The 16,644-nt window shown below is 73.7% G+C and carries 16 protein-coding genes; 8 read left to right on the top strand and 8 right to left on the bottom strand.

The features are described 5' to 3' along the window. Window positions 1–23: 23 nt before the first annotated feature. Complete coding sequence (locus HZF07_RS19140; RefSeq protein WP_157343844.1) at window positions 24–1,493, top strand: CehA/McbA family metallohydrolase; 1,470 nt, start codon at window positions 24–26, stop codon at window positions 1,491–1,493. On the opposite strand, the gene HZF07_RS19135 is transcribed toward HZF07_RS19140, so the two are convergent. Together HZF07_RS19135 and HZF07_RS19130 are read right to left on the bottom strand one after the other, a co-directional pair. Further along, window positions 1,486–2,127, bottom strand: coding sequence for a response regulator (locus HZF07_RS19135; protein WP_181645389.1), 642 nt, complete (start codon window positions 2,125–2,127; stop codon window positions 1,486–1,488). The genes HZF07_RS19140 and HZF07_RS19135 overlap by 8 nt on opposite strands. After that, a complete protein-coding gene (locus HZF07_RS19130; RefSeq protein ID WP_232523621.1) occupies window positions 2,124–3,197 on the bottom strand; it encodes a sensor histidine kinase in 1,074 nt (357 codons plus the stop codon). Before HZF07_RS19130 ends, HZF07_RS19135 begins: the two co-directional genes overlap by 4 nt. Window positions 3,198–3,311: 114 nt before the next feature. Here HZF07_RS19130 and HZF07_RS19125 point away from each other — a divergent pair, with 114 nt between their 5' ends. Next, the gene (locus HZF07_RS19125; protein WP_157343842.1) at window positions 3,312–4,022 is read left to right on the top strand and encodes a hypothetical protein; all 711 of its coding nucleotides are present in this window, start codon (window positions 3,312–3,314) and stop codon (window positions 4,020–4,022) included. On the opposite strand, the gene HZF07_RS19120 is transcribed toward HZF07_RS19125, so the two are convergent. Continuing rightward, on the bottom strand, window positions 4,006–4,467 hold the full coding sequence (locus HZF07_RS19120; protein WP_157343841.1) for a hotdog fold domain-containing protein: 462 nt from the start codon (window positions 4,465–4,467) through the stop codon (window positions 4,006–4,008). The two genes, HZF07_RS19125 and HZF07_RS19120, sit on opposite strands and share 17 nt — an antisense overlap. 73 nt (window positions 4,468–4,540) lie before the next feature. Here HZF07_RS19120 and HZF07_RS19115 point away from each other — a divergent pair, with 73 nt between their 5' ends. From HZF07_RS19115 to HZF07_RS19100, 4 genes are all read left to right on the top strand, one after another. Then, a complete protein-coding gene (locus HZF07_RS19115) occupies window positions 4,541–5,629 on the top strand; it encodes a TIGR03857 family LLM class F420-dependent oxidoreductase (protein ID WP_181645388.1) in 1,089 nt (362 codons plus the stop codon). Continuing rightward, complete coding sequence (locus HZF07_RS19110; protein WP_198346430.1) at window positions 5,626–6,639, top strand: phosphotransferase; 1,014 nt, start codon at window positions 5,626–5,628, stop codon at window positions 6,637–6,639. Before HZF07_RS19115 ends, HZF07_RS19110 begins: the two co-directional genes overlap by 4 nt. A 9-nt stretch (window positions 6,640–6,648) precedes the next feature. Then, window positions 6,649–7,485, top strand: a complete 837-nt coding sequence (locus HZF07_RS19105; RefSeq protein WP_157343840.1) for a patatin-like phospholipase family protein — start codon at window positions 6,649–6,651, stop codon at window positions 7,483–7,485. A 128-nt stretch (window positions 7,486–7,613) separates the two neighbouring features. Then, window positions 7,614–7,766 (top strand): hypothetical protein, encoded by a 153-nt coding sequence (locus HZF07_RS19100; protein WP_157343839.1) that lies wholly within the window; start codon window positions 7,614–7,616, stop codon window positions 7,764–7,766. Here HZF07_RS19100 and HZF07_RS19095 read toward each other — a convergent pair. After that, window positions 7,755–8,114 (bottom strand): VOC family protein, encoded by a 360-nt coding sequence (locus HZF07_RS19095; RefSeq protein ID WP_157343838.1) that lies wholly within the window; start codon window positions 8,112–8,114, stop codon window positions 7,755–7,757. The genes HZF07_RS19100 and HZF07_RS19095 overlap by 12 nt on opposite strands. Next, window positions 8,111–8,887: a trans-aconitate 2-methyltransferase gene (locus HZF07_RS19090; protein ID WP_157343837.1), complete on the bottom strand. Its 777-nt coding sequence runs from the start codon at window positions 8,885–8,887 to the stop codon at window positions 8,111–8,113. The genes HZF07_RS19095 and HZF07_RS19090 overlap by 4 nt, the downstream gene beginning before the upstream one ends. Before the next feature lie 65 nt (window positions 8,888–8,952). On the opposite strand from HZF07_RS19090, the gene HZF07_RS19085 reads away from it, so the two are divergent. Then, complete coding sequence (locus tag HZF07_RS19085) at window positions 8,953–9,441, top strand: MarR family winged helix-turn-helix transcriptional regulator (RefSeq protein WP_157343836.1); 489 nt, start codon at window positions 8,953–8,955, stop codon at window positions 9,439–9,441. A 3-nt stretch (window positions 9,442–9,444) separates the two neighbouring features. Here the strand turns inward: HZF07_RS19085 and HZF07_RS19080 are convergent, their stop codons facing one another. From HZF07_RS19080 to rsmA, 3 genes are read right to left on the bottom strand one after another with little or no spacing between them, the layout of a single operon-like run. After that, complete coding sequence (locus tag HZF07_RS19080) at window positions 9,445–11,238, bottom strand: ABC-F family ATP-binding cassette domain-containing protein (RefSeq protein ID WP_157343835.1); 1,794 nt, start codon at window positions 11,236–11,238, stop codon at window positions 9,445–9,447. Then, window positions 11,231–12,133, bottom strand: coding sequence for a 4-(cytidine 5'-diphospho)-2-C-methyl-D-erythritol kinase (locus tag HZF07_RS19075; protein WP_157343833.1), 903 nt, complete (start codon window positions 12,131–12,133; stop codon window positions 11,231–11,233). The genes HZF07_RS19080 and HZF07_RS19075 overlap by 8 nt, the downstream gene beginning before the upstream one ends. Next, a complete protein-coding gene (rsmA, locus tag HZF07_RS19070) occupies window positions 12,130–12,990 on the bottom strand; it encodes a 16S rRNA (adenine(1518)-N(6)/adenine(1519)-N(6))-dimethyltransferase RsmA (protein ID WP_157343831.1) in 861 nt (286 codons plus the stop codon). Before rsmA ends, HZF07_RS19075 begins: the two co-directional genes overlap by 4 nt. Before the next feature lie 124 nt (window positions 12,991–13,114). On the opposite strand from rsmA, the gene HZF07_RS19065 reads away from it, so the two are divergent. Then, window positions 13,115–16,594 carry an immune inhibitor A domain-containing protein gene (locus tag HZF07_RS19065; protein ID WP_181645387.1) on the top strand — a complete coding sequence of 1,160 codons (3,480 nt, stop codon included), beginning with the start codon at window positions 13,115–13,117 and terminating at the stop codon, window positions 16,592–16,594. Window positions 16,595–16,644 lie beyond the last annotated feature (50 nt).

Genomic DNA, 16,644 nt, shown 5'->3' with positions numbered 1-16,644 from the left:
TGATGGTCCATGCTGTGCGCACCATGTCTGACGCACACCTCGACCGGCGCGCCCTGTTCCTCGCGGGCGCCGGCGTCGCCACCACCGCAGCCGCCCTGACCTTCGAGCCCGCCGCGGCCGGGACCACGAAGCGGACCAAGACCTTCCGGGGCGAGTTCGCCGACTCCGACGGGCCCGACTGGGTCTACCTGCCGGTGCGGGTGCCGGAGGGCGTGCGGGCGATCGAGGTGTCCTACGACTTCGAGCCGCTCGACCTCGGGCCGACGACGTTCAACGTCATCGACATCGGCATCTTCGACCCGTCGGGGCGCGGGCTCGGCGACGCGGCCGGCTTCCGCGGCTGGTCCGGCGGCTCGCGCCGCTCCTTCCGGATCAGCGACGGCTCGGCGACGCCGGGCTACCTGCCGGGGCCGATCTCCCCCGGTCGCTGGCACGTCGTGCTCGGGCCCTACCAGATCATGGCGCCGGGCACGCCGTACCGGGTCCGCGTGACGCTGCACTTCGGCCGGCGCGGCCGGCGTGCCGTCCCCGCCCCGCCGCCGCGCTCGGTCAAGGGCACCGGCCGCGGGTGGTACCGCGGCGACCTGCACGTGCACACCGTGCACTCCGACGGCTCGCAGACCCCGAAGCAGGTCGTCGCGTGGGCGCGGGCCGCGGGACTGGACTTCATCGGCAGCTCGGAGCACAACACCACCTCCGCCCACGCCGTGTGGGGAGCCGTGGCACCCAAGGACTTCCTGGTGATCCCCGGCGAGGAGGTGACCACACGGGCCGGGCACTGGCTGGCCGCCGGCCTGCCGGCCGGCACCTGGATCGACTGGCGCTACCGGCCGGCCGACCGTGAGCTCGACCGCTTCACCGACCGGGTCCGGTCCGTCGGCGGCCTCGCGATCGCCGCGCACCCCTACCAGATCGGCACCGGCAACGGCTGGCAGTTCGGCGACTCGTTCGCCGAGATGGACGCCATCGAGGTCTGGAACGGCCCCTGGAGCGGACTCAACGCCACCGCCAACGAGAAGGCCGTGGCCCGCTGGCACGCGCTGCTCACCGCCGGGATCTTCAAGCCCGCCGTCGGCAACTCCGACACCCACCGGCGCGAGCAGCGGATCGGCACCGCCCAGACCGTGGTCCGGGCGTCGTCGCTGTCCGCGGCGGCGATCGTCGCGGGCTACCGCGCCGGGCACTCCTGGGTCGCCGGCTCCTCCGCGGTGGACCTGACGTTCACGGCGACCCGCGCGGGCGCGAGCGCCGAGTGCGGCGACCACCTGGGCGGCACCGGCGCCGCGTCGGTGCGACTCCAGGTGACCGGCGTGCCGGTCGGCTCGGTCGCGACGCTGCTCGGGCCGGGCGCCGTGACCCACGGGACGGCGACCGCCGATGCGTCCGGGTCCCTGACCCTCGAGGCGAGCGCCGACGGCGCGTTCGTGCGCGCCGAGGTGCGCGACGCCGGCGGCGCCATGGTGGCGCTGACGAACCCGGTCTTCCTCAGCTGAGCCCGGCGTCCCGGGCGGCGACCACCGCCTGGGCGCGGTCCCGCAGGTCGAGCTTGGCGAAGATGTGCCGCACGTGGGTCTTCACCGTCGCCATGCTGATCACCAGCGTGTCGGCGATCTCCGCGTTGGAGCGCCCGGCACCGATCAGGGCCAGCACCTCGCGCTCCCGCTCGCTGAGGTCGCCGAGGCCCGGCAGCACCGCGGCGTTCGCGGGCGGCCGGTCGGCGAAGTTGGCCATCATCCGGGCGAGCACGGCGGGCGCCACCACCGGCTCGCCCGCAGCGGCACGGCGTACGGCGGCGACGAGGTCGTCCGCGGTGACGTCCTTGAGCAGGTAGCCGACCGCCCCTGCCCGCAGCACCCCGACGACGTGCTCGTCGACGTCGAAGGTCGTCAGCGCGAGCACCCGCGCCCGGGCGCCACTCCCGGTGATGAGGCGGGTCGCCTCGACCCCGTCCATCCCGGGCATGCGCAGGTCCATCAGCACCACGTCGGGGTCGAGGTCGGCGACCGCGACCACCGCCTGGGCCCCGTCGCGGGCCTCGCCGACCACGTCGATGCCGGCCAGGTCGAGGATGAGTCGCAGGCCCTGGCGCACCAGGTCCTGGTCGTCGACGAGGAGCACCCGGGTCACAGCGGCATCGCCACCCGCACGCTGAAGGCCCCGTCGCGTACGGCGGCCTCGAAGTCGCCCCCGAGCAGCTCGGCCCGGTTGCGCATCCCGGTCAGCCCGCGGCCGCTCGCGGGCACGGCGACGGCCGAGGTGGGGTTGGTGGCGACGACCCTCACCTCGTGCGGCTGCCACGCGACCTCGATCGCCACCGGCGCGCCCGGGGCGTGCCGGCCGGCGTTCGTCAGGCACTCGCGGACGATCCGGTTCACCGCCAGTCGGGCCGGCTCGTGCTGGTCGGAGGGCGCGCCGCTGATCGTCAGCGTGTTCGGGATGCCCGCCGACTCCGCGCGCCGGCCGAGCTCGGTGACGTCCTCGGTGGCACCGCGCACGCCGTCCTCGGCGGCGAGCACGTCGAGCACCCCGCGCATCTCGGCGAGGGTGCGGTGCGCGGTCACCCGGATCGCCTCGACCGGCTCGGCCGCCCGCTCCGGCGCCATCCGGAGCGCGGCCGCGGCGGCCTCGGCCTGGACGGCGATCAGCGTGACCTCGTGGCCGACGACGTCGTGCAGCTCCTGGGCGATCCGGGCCCGCTCGGCCCCGACCGCAGCCTCCTCGGCCCGCAGCCGCTCCTCCCGCAGCCGGGCCGCGAGCCGGGCCAGCTCGGCGTTCTGCCGGGCGAGGTGGGCGACGAGCTGGCCGGCCAGCACCGGCGCGACCACCGCGATCCCGCCGCCGATCGCGGCCACCAGGGCCTCGGGGCCGAGCAGCGTCCCGACGACGTTCGCGACCACGGCCCACGCGGAGGTGACGGCGACGGCCGACCGTGGGCGACCACGGCTGCCGAGCGCGAAGAACTGCAGGACCACCGTGATGAACCCGAGCACCGGATAGCCGTCGGTCGGGATCAGCCAGAACGCGGTGGACACCAGCGAGGACCCGATGGGCTGGGTGCGGCGCCACGCCAGCGGCAGCGTCGTGCCCAGCACGAAGACCTGGCCGAGAACGCCGTCCGCGATCGGCCAGAGGGTGACCTGCACGAGCCCGGCGAGCGCGATGACCGCGGCGAGCGCGGCGTCGGTCCGGTTCGGCATCACGCACCGCAGCGTAGGGCTCGGGCCGCCCGCCTGGCCTCAGCCCACGGGCTGATCCCGAGAGCCGCCCTGCGGTCGATGTGACACCCCGGGCGCGATTCCTACGGTCCTGCCATGACTCTCATCGACACCCACTCGACCACGTCGGGCACCCGTACGACGGGCCCCGACCTCGTCCGCGCCAGCACCTGGTGCGGCCTCGCGTTCACGATCTGCCAGCTCGCCGTCATGGTGTGCATGGCGATCTTCGTGCTGCCCAAGGGCGGCACTCCCGGCGAGGACCCAGCGGTCTGGGGACAGAACGTCCTCGACCACATCGAGGCCTACCGGGTCGGCAACTACGTCTTCATGGTCTCCGGCGTCCTGCTGCTCGGCTTCCTCGGCGCGGTCGGCTTCCGGCTGCGCCGCGCCGACGGCACCGGCACGCTCGCGACGGTCGCCGTCGCCGCGGGCACGCTGCTGGCCTTCGTCTGGCCGTACGCCGCCGTGCTGCACGACGTGGCGCTCGACTCCGCCGAGAAGGGCGTGGACCTCCGACTGCTGGCCGGCTGGGACGCGGTCGCGCCGTACTCGCTCGCCTTCTCGGCGCTGCCGCGGATCTTCTTCGTGCTCGCGATCGCCTACGCGCTGCGGATCACCGGCGGCTCCCGCTGGATGCAGCGGATCGCGGTCGTGATCGCCGTGCTGAGCGGGATCGGCACCGCCACCTCGGTGACCGCCGTCGCCTTCCCGGCGCTCGCGCTCGGGTCGCTCGGCTACGAGCTGTGGATCGGCGCGCTCGCGATCATCTGGCTGAGGGACCGGTCATTCAGCGCCGCGGGGTGACCCACAGCCGGATCACGCCCTCGATCACCCGCGTCCCGTCCGCGAGCTCGCCGCGGACGCGGACCGGGAGGTCGGGGTCCGACCCGGTCCACTGCTCGGGGTCGGTCTCCGCGATGCAGGTGACGTCACCGGTCGCTTTGGCGGTGTAGGAGACCTCCATCCCCTTGGGGATCCAGCGCCTGTCGGCCGGGATCGTCACCTCCGCGAGCGCACCCATGGCCGCCTCGAGACCGTTGCACAGCGCGATCGCGTGCACGGTCCCGAGGTGGTTGTGGACCCGGCGCCGCTTGGGCACCAGCAGCTCGACGCGGTTGGGCTCGATCACGGTGAAGCGGGGACGGATGGACGCGAAGTACGGCGCCTTCTGGGCGAACAGCACCGAGAACACCCGGCTGCCGAGGGGCAGGCGGCTCGTCGTGTTCCACATCGTCTGGACCTGGCTCATGCGGGCATATTACCGACAGGTAACTTCAGTGCGCACCTGACACGTGTCCAACCGCGTTGCTAGCGTCGCCCGGGTGAACGAGAACGCGTTCCACTTTCCCGAGCTCGGCTGCTACGGGCTCGCCGGTCACGCCCCGAGCCCGCGCGACCTGGTCGACGAGGTGCGGCTCGCCGAGCGGCTCGGCATCGGGTCGGTCTTCCTCTCCGAGCGGTTCAACGTCAAGGACGCGGCCGTGCTGGCCGGCGCCGCGGGCGCGGCGAGCGAGCGCATCGGGATCGCCACCGCGGCCACCAACCACAACACCCGCCACCCGCTCGTGACCGCGACGTTCGCGACCACCATGCACCGGCTGACGGGTGGCCGCTACGCGCTCGGGCTCGGGCGCGGCTTCGACCTGCTCTTCGACGTGATGGGCGTGCCGCGGGTGACCGGCGCCCAGATGGAGGACGCGATCGGGATCTACCGGTCGCTGTGGCACGGCGAGGCCGTCGTGGGCCACGAGGGACCGGCCGGGAGCTACCCCTACCTCTCGCAGGACGCCTCCTTCGACGAGGACATCCCGGTGCTGATGATGGCGATCGGCCGGCGCTCGCTCGAGCTCGCCGGGCGGGTCGCGGACGGCGTAGTGCTGCACACGTTCCTCTCCGACGAGACGCTGGCCCGCTCGGTCGCGACGATCCGCCGCGCCGCCGAGGAGGCCGGACGCGACCCGGCGTCGGTCCGGGTGTGGGCGGTCCTCGCGACCGTCGAGGAGTCCGTGCCCGAGGAGGCCCGGCTGCGCAAGCTGGTCGGCCGCCTCGCGACCTACCTCCAGGGGTACGGCGAGGTGCTGGTGCGCGCCAACGGGTGGGACCTGGACGCGCTCGAGCGGTTCCGCACCGACGACCTCGTGCAGGGCTACCCCGGCGCGTTCGACGCGATCGGGACGGTCGAGCAGCTCACCCACCTGCGCGACGAGGTGCTGCCCGCCGAGTGGCTCACCGCGGCCGCCAGCGGCACCGCCGAGCAGTGCGCGGCGCGGATCCAGGACCAGCTCGACGCCGGTGCCGACAGCGTGATCCTGCACGGCGCGACCCCGACCGAGCTCGCACCCGTGCTCGACGCCTGGCGCGCCGTCCGCCCCGACATCACCCTTCCCCGCAACCCGGGCTGGATGTCGTGAACGTCGACGGGCTGACCGCCGGGTGGCTGGCGGGCGTGCTGGGGCGGGAGGTCGGCGAGCTCAGGGTCGAACGGGTCGGGACCGGTCAGATCGGCGCCTGCTACCGGCTCCGCTTCGGGGACGAGACGCTGCTGGCCAAGCTGCCGCCGGCGGATCCCGGCGAGCGGGACATGATGGCCGGCGCCTACCGGGGCGAGGTGCGGTTCTACCAACAGGTCGCCGGGACCGTCGCCGTGCGCACGCCGTACTGCCACCACGCGGAGATCGCCGAGGACTCGGGCGACTTCGTGCTGCTGCTCGAGGACCTGGCGCCGGCCGAGCAGGGCGACCAGATCGCCGGCTGCACGGTCGAGGAGGCGCGGGCGGCCGCGGTCAACCTCGCCGGGCTGCACGGTCCGCGCTGGTGCGACCCCACCCTGGCCGAGGTGGACACGCTGTCGCTCAACGGTCCGGAGGAGATCGCGCTGCTGCTCGAGATGTACGGGCCGACCACGGAGCTCTTCCTCGACGGCCTGGGCGACCTCGTCGCACCGCAGGACGCCGCGACGCTGCGCGCCTGCGTGCCGGTGATCGGCCCGTGGCTGCTGGCGCGGCAGGAGCGGTTCGGGCTCGTGCACGGCGACTACCGCCTCGACAACCTGATGTTCTCCCCCGACAGCACCGACGTCGCCGCCGTCGACTGGCAGACGCTGAGCCTCGCCCTGCCCGCGCGCGACCTCGCCTACCTCGTCGCCACCAGCCTGGCGCCGGACGACCGCCGCGCCCACGAGCGCGACATCGTCGCGGCGTACCACCACGCGCTGGTGGGGTACGGCGTCGCCGACTACCCCTTCGACCTGTGCTGGGAGGACTACGTGTTCGCGATGCTCCAGGTGCCGCTCGTCGCGACCTTCGGCTGTGCCTACAGCACCAGCCGGAGCGAGCGCGGCGACCGCATGTTCGCGGCCATGGTGGCCCGCGGCTGCGCCGCGATCCGCGACCTCGGCAGCCTCGACGTGGTCGGCCAGTAGGGTCCGCGCATGCGACGAGGACTGGCACTCGGTGGCGGCGGGGTCACGGGGATCGCCTGGGAGACGGGGCTGCTGCTCGGGCTGCAGGACCTCGGGGTCGACGTCACGGTCGCCGACGCGGTCGTCGGCACGTCGGCGGGGTCGGTCGTCGGCGCCCAGCTCACGACCGGCATCTCGTTGAGCGACCTCTTCGCCTACCAGGTCTCGCAGCCCAGGCCCGCACCGCTGGCCCGCATCAGCCCGGTGGTCCTGTGGGGGTTCGCCCGCGCGCTGCTGCGCGCCCGCGGCGACCTCGAGGCGTTCGGGCGGCACGTCGGGGCGTGGTCGGCACGGCGCGCGGACGCCGGCCGGCTGCCCAGCCTGGAGTCGCGGTTCGACGCGATCCGCGAACGGCTGCCGGTCCAGGAGTGGGGGCCCGGCGGCCGACTCCAGGTGACGGCGGTGGAGGTCGAGACCGGCGCGCTGCGGGTCTTCGACGGCTCCGACGGCGTCCCGCTGGTGGCGGCCGTCGCCGCCAGCTGCGCCGTACCCGGGGTCTACCCGCCGGTCCCGATCCAGGGGCGGCAGTACGTCGACGGCGGCGCCCGGTCCGGGTCCAACGCCGACCTGGTCGCCGACTGCGACCGGGTCCTCGCGTTCACGCCCGTCGACCGGGCCGTCGGGCCGTTGCGGAGCGCCGGGCAGCTGCTCGGGGACGTGCCGCACCTGGTCGTCTCGCCGGACGCCGACTCCGTGCGGGCGATCGGCAAGAACGTCCTCGACCCCGCCCGGCGCGCCGCGTCGGCGCGGGCCGGGCGCGCCCAGGCCGCCGCGGTCGCCCCGCTGGCGCGAGAGATCTGGGCCTGACCGGAGCCGGGACCGTGCCCCGGGTATCTGACGCGAAGCAGGTTCCTCCTTCAGAGATGTCGAACCGAGCCGATCTCCTTCGTAGTTCACGTGAGGGCGGACGACGAGCCGGACGAGGAGGCACCGCCATGTGGGACACCCCGCAGACCAACCAGGTCCACCTGTCGCACGACCTGCCGTGCGCCCGGTGCGGCCACGCCCAGCACACCTACCTGGCCTGCAGCGAGAGCTGCGCCTGCACGCCGCTGCCGGCGCCCGGCGCGGTCCCGCTAGCCGCTTGAGAGCAGCTCCACGCGGTTGCCGTGCGCGTCGCGGGTGTGACAGCGCTCGAAGCCCGGGAACGTGTGCCGCTCGGTCCAGTCGACCTCGAACCCGAGCGCGCCGAGCCGCTCGGCGACGGCCGCGAGGTCCTCGACGACGAGCGCCGGGTGCGCCTTGCGGGCCGGCCGGAACGGCTCCTCGACGCCGACGTGGATCTCGGCCGCGTCGAGCCGGAACCAGCAGCCGCCGCGGCCGGCGAGCTCCGCGGGCTTGGCGACCTCGCTCATGCCGAGCCCGTCGGCGTAGAACCGTCGCGCGGCGTGCTCGCCGCCGCGGGGGCAGGCGACCTGGACGTGGTGGAGCCTCATGCGGCGACCTGCGCGACCATGAAGACGCGGCGGAACGGCAGGACGACGCCGTACCCGCGCTCGGGGTAGGCCTCGGCGAGCCGCCCCTTGAACTCCTGCTCGAACGCGGGGCGCAGGTCGTCGGGCAGTGCCTGGAGCGTCGGCCGCGCGCCGGTGCCGGAGACCCAGGTGAAGACCGGGTCGGGCCCAGTCAGCACGTGGAGGTACGTCGTCTCCCAGGCGTCGACGGTGCAGCCGAGCCCCGCCAGCGCGTCGAGGTAGACCGCCGGGTCGTGGCTGCTCGGGACGGCCACACCGGCCGTGTGCGCGGCGTACGCCGGCTCCGCGGCCAGCTCGGCGCGGATCGTGTGGCTGGGCTCGCCGACGTTGCCGGGCACCTGGAACGCCAACCAGCCGCCCGGCGCCACCTGGGCGGCCAGGCGCGGCAGCAGGTCGAGGTGGCCCGGCACCCACTGGAGGGTGGCGTTGGAGACCAGCACGTCGACCGGCTCCGCGCTCTCCCACTCGCGGAGGTCGGCGACCTCGAACCTGACCCGGCCGCTACCGGCGCTGCCGGTGGCCGCGGCGATCATCTCCGGACTGGAGTCGAGCCCGACGACGTCGGCCTCCGGCCACCGGTCGGCGAGGAGCGAGGTCAGGTTGCCGGGACCGCAGCCGAGGTCGACGACGCTGCGCGGGCGATCGGCGCCGACCCGGGCGAGCAGGTCGAGGAACGGTCGGCCGCGCTCGTCGGCGTAGGTCAGGTAGCGATCCGGGTCCCAGGTGTGCGCCATGCCCCCAGCGTGCGCCCGATTTATCTTGATGTCAAGATTCTCGACGTATCCGCTACGCTCCCCCCATGCGCGACGAGGTCGACGAGCTGGTCGAGGCGTGGGCGCGCGAGCGTCCCGACCTGGACCTCGCGCCCGTGGAGGTCTTCAGCCGGATCAGCAGGCTCGGCCGACACCTCGACCTCGCCCGCCGGGACGCCTTCACCGCTGCCCAGGTCGAGTCCTGGGAGTTCGACGTGCTCGCCGCGCTGCGGCGCGCCGGCGCGCCGTACGAGCTCTCGCCCGGACGGCTGCTGCGCGAGACGCTGGTGACCAGCGGCACGATGACCAACCGCGTGGACCGGCTCGTGGAGCGCGGCCTGGTGGAGCGGCTGCCGGACCCGCGCGACCGGCGCGGCGTGCTGGTGCGGCTGACTCCCGAGGGCAAGGTCGCCGTCGACAGCGCCTTCGAGCGGCTGCTCGAGGCCGAGGTCACGTTCCTGGCCGGCCTGCCCGACAAGGACCGCGCGCAGCTCGCCGGGCTGCTGCGCACGCTGCTGGCGCCGTTCGCCGGCTGACCGCTAGTCGAGGAGCTCGGCCGCCTCGAGCCACTCCAGCTCGAGCTGGCCCTTCTCGTCGGCGAGCGCGGTCAACCGGGCGCTGAGCTCCGCGAGCCTCTCGTAGTCCTGGGCGTGCTCGAGCACCTCGGCGTTGAGCGCCGCCTCCTGCTCGGCGATCCGCTCGAGCTGCTTGTCGATCCGGGCGATCACCTTGCGGGCGGCCCGCTCCTCGGCGCTTCCTGCCTTCGCCTTGGGCACGACGGAGGACTGCGCCGGGTCGGCGGGCTCCTCAGCGGGCTGCGCCGGCTCGGCGAGGTCGAGGTGGAGGGAGGCGGCCCGGCGCTCGAGGTACTCGTCGACGCCGCGGGGCAGCATCGAGATCTGCCCGTCGCCGAGCAGGGCCCAGACCGAGTCGGTGACCCGCTCGAGGAAGTAGCGGTCGTGGGAGACCACGACGAGCGTGCCCGGCCAGCCGTCGAGGAAGTCCTCGAGCACGTTGAGCGTCTCGATGTCGAGGTCGTTGGTCGGCTCGTCGAGGAGCAGCACGTTGGGCTCGGTGAGCAGGAGCCGGAGCAGCTGGAAGCGCCGCCGCTCCCCACCGGAGAGGTCGCCGATGCGGGCGGTGAGCCGGTCGCCGGTGAAGCCGAAGCGCTCCAGCATCGAGCTCGCGGTGATCTCGCCGTCGGCGGTGCGGGTGACCCGGCGGATCGACTCGACGGTCGGCAGCACCCGGCCGTCGGGGTCGAGGTCGTCGAGCTGCTGGGTGAGGTGCTGGAGGGCGACCGTGCGGCCGTGCTTGACCCTGCCGACCGACGGGGCCAACTCGCCGGTGAGCAGCGACAGCACCGAGGTCTTGCCGGCGCCGTTGACGCCGACGATGCCGATCCGGTCGCCGGGGCCGATCCGCCAGGTGGCGTGCGACAGCAGCTGCCGGGTGCCGCGGAAGAGGTCGACGTCCTCGACGTCGATGACGTCCTTGCCGAGCCGCTGCGCCGCGAACCGCTGCAGCTCCATCCGGTCGCGCGGCGGCGGCACGTCCTCGATCAGCCGGTTGGCGGCGTCGATGCGGAACTTCGGCTTCGAGGTGCGCGCGGGGGCGCCGCGACGCAGCCAGGCGAGCTCCTTGCGCACCAGGTTCTGCCGGCGCACCTCCGAGGCCGCCGCCTGGCGCTGACGCTCGGCCTTGGCCAGCACGAACGCGGCGTACCCGCCCTCGTAGGCGTCGACCACGCCGTCGTGGACCTCCCAGGTCCACTGGCAGACCGCGTCGAGGAACCAGCGGTCGTGGGTGACCACGATCAGCGCGGACGAGCGGTTGACCAGGTGCTGGGCCAGCCAGGCCACGGCTTCGACGTCGAGGTGGTTGGTGGGCTCGTCGAGGATCACCAGGTCGTGGTCGTCGAGCAGCAGGGCGGCCAGGGAGCAGCGGCGGCGCTCGCCACCCGACAGGCCGAGCACGGCGCGGTCGAGCTCGACGCCGGCCAGCAGCACCTCGACGACCTCGCGGGTGCGCGGGTCGGCCGCCCACTCGTGGTCGGACCGGCCGGCGAGCACCGCCTCGCGGACCGTGTGGGTGTCCTCGAGCTCGTCGCCCTGGTGCAGGTAGCCGATGAGCAGCCCGCGCTGCCGCGAGACCCGACCGGTGTCGGGCTCGTCGAGGCCGCTGATCACCTCGAGCAGCGTGGTCTTGCCGTCGCCGTTGCGGCCGACGATGCCGACGCGCTCCCCCGCCGCGATGCCCAGCGAGACGTCGGAGAGCAGCGGGCGCACGCCGTAGGACTTGGAGACCCGCTCGAGGTTGACGAGGTTAGACATACGACACCGGGTGCGCGCCGGCCACCGCGCCGGTCGTCACGAGCACCACGTCGTGCGCGGTGCGCAGGTCCGCGGCGGTCGCGCGAGCCGCGTCGGCGGACTCGCAGAGGAAGACGCACGTGGGTCCGGACCCCGTCACCACCCCGCGCAGCGCGCCGGCGGCCTCGCCGGCGTCGATCAGCCCGGCCAGGTCGGGGCGCAGGTCGAGCGCCGCCTGCTGGAGGTCGTTGTGCAGCGCCGCCGCCAGCGCGTGCGGGTCGCCGGCGTCGAGGGCAGCGAGCAGGGCGTCCGGCATCGGGGGTACGGCGGGGGCGTCCGGGACGAGCTCGTCGAAGTGCCGGTAGACCGCCGGCGTCGACATGCCCTCCGTGGACGGGACGAGCACCCACCACCACGTGCCGTGGTCGGCGACCGGCTCGACGATCTCGCCACGGCCGGTGCCGAGCGCGGTGCCGCCGATGAGTGCGAACGGCACGTCGCTGCCGAGCTCGGCCGCGATCGCGAGCAGGTCGGCGTCGGAGGTCTCGACGCCCCAGAGCCGGTCGAGCGCGACGAGCGCGGCGGCGGCGTCGGCCGAGCCGCCGGCCATGCCGCCGGCGACCGGGATCGCCTTGTCGATGTGCAGGTCTCCGGACGGCACCAGCCCGTGGTGGGCGGCCAGCAGGGCCGCGGCGCGGTCGACGATGTTGGCGCCGCCGAGCGGCACGTGGCTGCGGTCGATCCAGTCGGCGACCACGAGGTCGACCGACCAGCCGTCGGCCCTGGTCACCGTGAGGTCGTCGTAGACGCCGACGGCCTGGTAGACGCTGGTCAGCGGGTGGAAGCCGTCCTCACGCGGAGCGCCCACACCGAGGTGCAGGTTGATCTTGGCCGGTGCGCGCACCGTCAACGTCATGCTGGGAGTCCTTCTGCGATGCGGACGAAGTCGTCGATGGTGAGCGTCTCGCCGCGCGCCAGCGGGTCGATGCCGGCCGATGCGAGCGCCGCGTCCACGGCCTCGCTGGGGGCCAGCGACCGGAGCACCCCGCGCAGCGCCTTGCGCCGCTGGGCGAACGCGGCGTCGACGACCGCGAAGACCCGCTCCCGCGAGACGTCGGTCGTCGGCGGCTCGCGCCGGGTCCAGGCGACCAGGCCGGAGTCGACGTTGGGCGCCGGCCAGAAGACGTTGCGCCCGATCGCGCCCGCGCGGCGCACGTCGGCGTACCAGGCGGCCTTGACCGACGGCACGCCGTAGACCTTGGAGCCCGGCTCGGCGGCCAGCCGGTCGGCGACCTCCGACTGCACCATGACCAGGCCGCGCTCGAGCGAGGGCAGCAGCGCCAGCAGGTGCAGCAGCACCGGCACCGAGACGTTGTAGGGCAGGTTCGCGACCAGCGCCGTCGGTGCCGGCCCGGGCACCTCGGTCACCCGCATCGCATCCGCGAGCACGACCTCGAAGCGGTCCGCCCGGCCGGGCGCGTACGTCGCGATCGTCTCGGGCAGCAGCGCAGCGAGCCGGTCGTCGACCTCGATCGCGACCACCCGGCCGGCGACCTCGAGGAGAGCCAGGGTGAGCGAGCCGAGCCCCGGCCCGACCTCGACGACGACGTCGTCGGCGCCGACCCCCGACTCCCGCACGATCCGCCGGACCGTGTTGCCGTCGATCACGAAGTTCTGGCCGCGCTGCTTGGTGGGTCGCAGGTCCAGCCGCGCCGCGAGGTTCCGGACGTCCGCCGCGCCCAGCAGGCGGGGGGTCGCAGACGGCTCGGGCATGCCCGCCAGCGTAGTCAGCGCCACACCCGGGACCGCATTCGCGGCCCGGACCGTTCCGTGGGTGGATAGGGTCGGTTCACTTTCTCGTGAGCGGACTCGGGCCGCGCCGACTCGGAGGATCGACATGCGCCGCGCCCTGTCCGTGCTGAGTGCTCTGGCCACCATCGCCGTGCTCCCGTCCGTGGCCACGTCAGCAGCGGCGGCGCCCACCGGCACCGCGGGCGGCGATGCCCGCTCCGGTGTCGTGCGCGCCGACGACCGGCCGACACCGGCGTCGACGCGGCAGAACGCGCTGCGCCAGTCGGCGGTCGAGGACCTGGTGGCCGGCGATGCCCGGCTGCAGGGGCGGGGCCGCAGCCGCACCATCCTGACGGCCGACGGGTCGAAGGTGTCCTACCCGACGACCCAGCACGCGCGGCTGCTCACGTTCCTCGTCGACTTCGGTGACGGCGAGGGCAACCCCGACTTCCCCGACCAGACCGCCGGGCCGGTCCACGACCGGCTCCCGCCGCCCGCGCCGTCGGACAACAGCACGTACTGGAAGCCGAGCTTCGACGAGCAGCACTACGAGGACATGTTCTTCAACGGCATGGCCGACCAGGACGGGCAGTCGTTCAAGGACCTCTACACCGAGATGTCGAGCGGCCGGTTCGGCCTGTCGGGCGACGTGTCCGACTGGGTGTCGGTCGACCACCCGTCGTCGTACTACTCGCAGGCGAACGGCGAGGAGAGCGGCCACGACATGGCGAACTTCATCGGCGACAGCGCCTCCGCGTGGTTCGCCGAGGCGACGTCGACGATGACCCCGGCCGAGGTCCACGACTACCTGGCCAGCTTCGACGAGTGGGACCGCTACGACTCCGACAACGACGGCGTCTTCAACGAGCCCGACGGCTACATCGACCACTTCCAGGCGATCCACGCCGGCGTCGGCGAGGAGGCGGGGGGTGCGCCCTGGACCATCTGGTCGCACCGCAGTGGCGCCGCGCTCGACCCGACGTTCTCGACCGGCCCGGACTGCGTCTCGGCGAACCCCGGGCTCGACTGCTTCCTGCCCGGTGGCGTCGAGATCGGCGACACCGGCTACTGGATCTTCGACTACACGACCGAGCCGGAGAACGGCGGCCTGGGCGTCTTCGCGCACGAGTTCGCCCACGACCTGGGGCTGCCGGACTACTACGACACCGAGAGCTCCACCACCGACAACAGCGTGGGCTTCTGGAACCTGATGAGCGCGGGCTCGTGGCTCTCGAACGAGGGCCACGCCACCGGCACGACGCCCAACCACGTCGGCGCCTACGACAAGCTCTTCCTGGGGTGGTACGGCGCGCCCGGACCGGCCAACGACGACCTCGAGGTCGTCGACGGCCTCGCGGACGAGCCGGCCACCGTCACGCTCGGGCCCTCGTACCACGCGACGACGACCGGCAAGCAGGCCGTGATCGTCGACCTCCCGGACGGCGAGGAGACGGTCGACGGTCCCGCGACCGGCAGCGACGACGGCGCGTACCTCTACTCGGGCAACACCAGCCAGACCCAGGCACTGGCCACGAGCCCGGAGATCGACGTGCCCGACGTCGCCAGCCCGACGCTGACCGCCAAGGTCGCCTACGACACCGAGCCGGGCTTCGACTACGTCTACCTCTGGGTCTACGACGTCGCGGCCGACGAGTGGTCCGCGAGCCCGATCGAGACCAGCGAGTCGACCGACGCCGATTCCGAGGCGAACCTCGGCAACGGCATCACCGGCAGCTCCGGGGGCTGGGTCGACCTCACGGCCGACCTGTCGGCGTACGCCGGGCGCACGGTCCGGCTGCAGTGGGAGTACCTCACCGACCAGGGCACCCTCGGTGACGTCGGCTTCGCGCTCGACGAGATCGCGCTGGGCGACTACGGCACCGGCTTCGACGAGGACCAGGTCGGCTGGCAGCTGGACGGCGGCTTCGCGGCCGTGCGCAACGACGAGTACGACATCTCCTACCGGCAGTACTACATCCTCGAGAACCGCCAGTACGCCGGCTACGACGACACCCTCACCGCCGGCCCCTACAGCTGGGGCCACAACGTCAGCGCCGAGCCCTACACGGTGTCAGACCGGTTCCCGTACCAGGACGGCCTGCTGGTCTGGTACGTCAACGGGCGGTACGGCGACAACAACACCAGCGAGCACCCGGGCGGCGGGGTGACCCTGCCGGTGGACGCCGCAGCGGCGGCGCAGGCCTGGGTCGACGGCGACGGCGACCCCGTGGCACTGGTCGACTCGCGGGTCCAGGGCTTCGACGCGACCTTCGACGTCGACGAGACCGACGCGCTCGACCTCGGCATGGAGCTCGACCCGAGCACCACCGGGTCGCTGGAGGTGCCGGCCGGGCCGAGCAACCCCGTCTTCGACGACAGCGACGTCGACGGCTACTACGACCCGTCGCTGCCGGGCAGCGACAGGCTCGGCACCCGCGTCGCGGGCGCCGGGGCGATGGTCCAGGTCGTCTCCTCCGACGAGGCCACCGGCCAGATGGTCGTCAGGATCGGCAAGCGGTTCGTGGCGTCGACCAGCCGGCCGGAGATCGACGGGACGCCCCAGGTCGAACGGACACTGACCGCGGTCGCGCCGACCTGGTTCCAGGACGACGTCGACACCCAGGTCGCCTGGCTGCGCGACGGCGAGCCGATCGACGGCGCGGACGACCTCACCTACCAGCTCGGCCCCGCCGACGCCGGTGCGGGCATCCGGGTCGCCTTCACCGGGAGCAAGGACGGCTACACGGCGACCACCGCCGTGTCGGCCGCGGTGAGCGTGGCGCCCGGCCCCGCATCCACGACGACCTCTGCCGTCGGCATCCTCGGCACGGCCACGGTGGGCAGCACGCTCGGTGCGCAGGGTGCCGGGTGGTCCCGCGCGGGCACGTCCACGTTCGCATGGGCGGTCGGCGGCAGCCCGGCCGGCACCGGACCGACGTACGACGTCAAGCCCGGCGACCTGGGCAAGGTCGTCACGCTGACCGAGACCCGCAGGACCGTGGGATACCTGGACGCGACCGACACGGCGAGCACCGGGCCGGTCGCGCCGGGCGCCGCCCCGAGCCCCAACAGGGCGCCGGCGATCACCGGCACCGCGCGCGTGGGGTCGACGCTGACGGTCACCGGCGCCGCCTGGCCGCGCGCGGGCGCGTCGACGTTCGCGTGGACGGTCGGTGGCAGCCAGGTCGCGACGGGCACGACGTACCAGGTCAGGCCGGCTGACCTCGGCAAGACGGTGAGCGTGACCGAGACGTTCACGAGCCCGGGCTACCCGCCCGGCACCGCGAGCGCGACGTCGGGCACGGTGGGCAAGGCGCCGGTGACGCTCACGCTGAAGCACGGGCCCGCCAGGAAGAACAAGAAGGTGCGGCTGACGGTCCGGGCCACCTCCCCGGACCTGCGGGTCTCCGGGCGGGTCCGGATCACCTACGACGTCGAGCCCGTGGACACGCTGACGCTGAAGTCCGGGGAGGTCTCGATCAGGCTGCCGAAGCGGGGCAAGGGCAGCCATGAGCTGAAGGTGACCTATCTGCCGGCCCGTGGCTTCGGCCCCGCGAGCCACACCGTCGACGTGACGGTCAGGTAGTCCCGGAGGAAGCACGGAACGACGAAGGCCCCGGTGCAGCGCACCGGGGC

This window comes from Nocardioides agri (assembly GCF_013778305.1).
GTDB classification, from domain to species: Bacteria; Actinomycetota; Actinomycetes; order Propionibacteriales; family Nocardioidaceae; genus Nocardioides; species Nocardioides agri.
The sequence above is the reverse complement of the archived record's forward strand: the minus strand, read 5'-3'. Positions and strand labels throughout refer to the sequence as shown.

Bases quoted from the DNA above. Each gene is read 5' to 3' on its own strand.
- HZF07_RS19105 (WP_157343840.1), top strand. From the start codon at position 6,649: ATGCGACGAGGACTGGCACTCGGTGGCGGCGGGGTCACGGGGATCGCC.
- HZF07_RS19075 (WP_157343833.1), bottom strand. From the start codon at position 12,133: ATGACGTTGACGGTGCGCGCACCGGCCAAGATCAACCTGCACCTCGGT.
- HZF07_RS19090 (WP_157343837.1), bottom strand. From the start codon at position 8,887: ATGGCGCACACCTGGGACCCGGATCGCTACCTGACCTACGCCGACGAG.
- rsmA (WP_157343831.1), bottom strand. From the start codon at position 12,990: ATGCCCGAGCCGTCTGCGACCCCCCGCCTGCTGGGCGCGGCGGACGTC.
- HZF07_RS19140 (WP_157343844.1), top strand. From the start codon at position 24: ATGTCTGACGCACACCTCGACCGGCGCGCCCTGTTCCTCGCGGGCGCC.
- HZF07_RS19125 (WP_157343842.1), top strand. From the start codon at position 3,312: ATGACTCTCATCGACACCCACTCGACCACGTCGGGCACCCGTACGACG.
- HZF07_RS19130 (WP_232523621.1), bottom strand. From the start codon at position 3,197: ATGCCGAACCGGACCGACGCCGCGCTCGCCGCGGTCATCGCGCTCGCC.
- HZF07_RS19065 (WP_181645387.1), top strand. From the start codon at position 13,115: ATGCGCCGCGCCCTGTCCGTGCTGAGTGCTCTGGCCACCATCGCCGTG.
- HZF07_RS19085 (WP_157343836.1), top strand. From the start codon at position 8,953: ATGCGCGACGAGGTCGACGAGCTGGTCGAGGCGTGGGCGCGCGAGCGT.
- HZF07_RS19080 (WP_157343835.1), bottom strand. From the start codon at position 11,238: ATGTCTAACCTCGTCAACCTCGAGCGGGTCTCCAAGTCCTACGGCGTG.
- HZF07_RS19095 (WP_157343838.1), bottom strand. From the start codon at position 8,114: ATGAGGCTCCACCACGTCCAGGTCGCCTGCCCCCGCGGCGGCGAGCAC.
- HZF07_RS19100 (WP_157343839.1), top strand. From the start codon at position 7,614: ATGTGGGACACCCCGCAGACCAACCAGGTCCACCTGTCGCACGACCTG.
- HZF07_RS19120 (WP_157343841.1), bottom strand. From the start codon at position 4,467: ATGAGCCAGGTCCAGACGATGTGGAACACGACGAGCCGCCTGCCCCTC.